The following is a 695-nucleotide window of genomic DNA, read 5'->3' on the forward strand; positions in this document are numbered from 1 at the left end:
TAACTAGGAACAGCTAATAATACTTTCATCAAAATATCTCTTGGTATCATACCTACTTCATCAATAATCAAATACTCACATTCTAAGTTATTATACTCATTCTTTAAAAAATTCGAATTCCAATTAGATGAACATGCTTTATGAACTGTCATAGGCTTGTATTCGGTTAATTCATGTTGACTCAACAATTCTTTAATTCGTACAGACGCTTTACCTGTATACGTTAAAATAAAAGTTGTACGTGGATTAGGCTTTAATTTTTTCAACAAATTAACTAAAGTATAAGTTTTACCTGTACCAGCTCGTCCTAACAATAATGTGATTTTATTTGCTACAAAAGATTTTAATAACTCTAATTGTTCTTCAGTTAAATCAGTCTCATCAAAAACAGTCGATAACTTATTTTTATATTCAGCAACTGAAACTTGAATTAAGCGCTCATGAATTACATAATTACACTTAATAAAATCCTCTAAATCCAATGACTTTGAAAATTTCAATAAATCAATTGCATACTGATCCCTAAGCATTACAGAATGAAACTTAATAAAATCTTCTACACTATTTTCTAATACTTTTGGAACCTCATAACTTGTTGCATTAATTTGATAATCATATACTCCTAATTTCTTATACTTGGATTCTTCTTCATCTTTTTCATCAAACAACTTGATACAATTACTTGAACTAATTAA

Annotated in this window: 1 protein-coding gene; it reads right to left on the reverse strand. The window is 27.5% G+C overall.

What is annotated here, in order from left to right; all coding sequences use genetic code 11:
• Positions 1 to 668: AAA family ATPase (locus tag FE392_RS19970; RefSeq protein ID WP_319931873.1), on the reverse strand; the 668-nt coding region annotated here is incomplete at its 3' end.
• Positions 669 to 695 lie beyond the last annotated feature (27 nt).

Source organism: Xenorhabdus santafensis (assembly GCF_033949405.1).
In the GTDB taxonomy this organism is placed as follows: Bacteria; Pseudomonadota; Gammaproteobacteria; order Enterobacterales; family Enterobacteriaceae; genus Xenorhabdus; species Xenorhabdus santafensis.